General features: G+C 37.4%; 1 protein-coding gene. It reads left to right on the top strand.

What is annotated here, in order from left to right; genetic code table 11:
• Window positions 1-64: 64 nt before the first annotated feature.
• A partial coding sequence (locus A3854_RS06850; RefSeq protein WP_084041851.1) for an ABC transporter permease occupies window positions 65-612 on the top strand: 548 nt, incomplete at its 3' end.

The following is a 612-nucleotide window of genomic DNA, read 5'->3' on the forward strand; positions in this document are numbered from 1 at the left end:
TTAGATAGATGCGTCTATATGGATCTTGGCAAGATCATCAAAGAAGAAAATTTAAGGAGCAAGAGTGAATAATCTTTTTTTAATAGCAAAGCTTGATGTAAAAGAGTCTTTTCGCTCAAGATGGTTTGTGATATATGCTGCGCTTTTTTCTGCTTTGATGATAGGATTTTTATTTAGTGGCGTGACTGACTCACGTGTGCTCGGCTTTTCTGGGCTTACTAGAGCACTGCTTTTGTTTATTCAAATTTGTGTCATCATTGTGCCTATTTTTATTCTCATTTCAACTGTAAGAAGTATAAATCAAGATAGAGATACAAATTTGCTTGAATACATCCTTAGCTTCCCACTAAGCCTTAGAGAATATTACTTTGGCAAGGCACTGGGCCGTACATTTGTTGTTTTTGTTCCACTTTTGTTTGCTCTTTTGCTTTGCGTGGTGGTTGGCTTTATCAAGGACGTGTCGATACCTTGGGGCGTGCTGGTGCTTTATTTTGGGCTACTTTTTAGCTTAAGCATCATTTTTTTATCGCTTGGATTTTTTATCTCAAGCGTGATTAAAAATCAAGAGACAGGCCAAGGTGTGGCGTTTTTACTTTGGCTTATAATGCTTGC

Origin of the sequence: Campylobacter concisus (assembly GCF_002092845.1) — a bacterium.
Taxonomy (GTDB): Bacteria; Campylobacterota; Campylobacteria; order Campylobacterales; family Campylobacteraceae; genus Campylobacter_A; species Campylobacter_A concisus_AQ.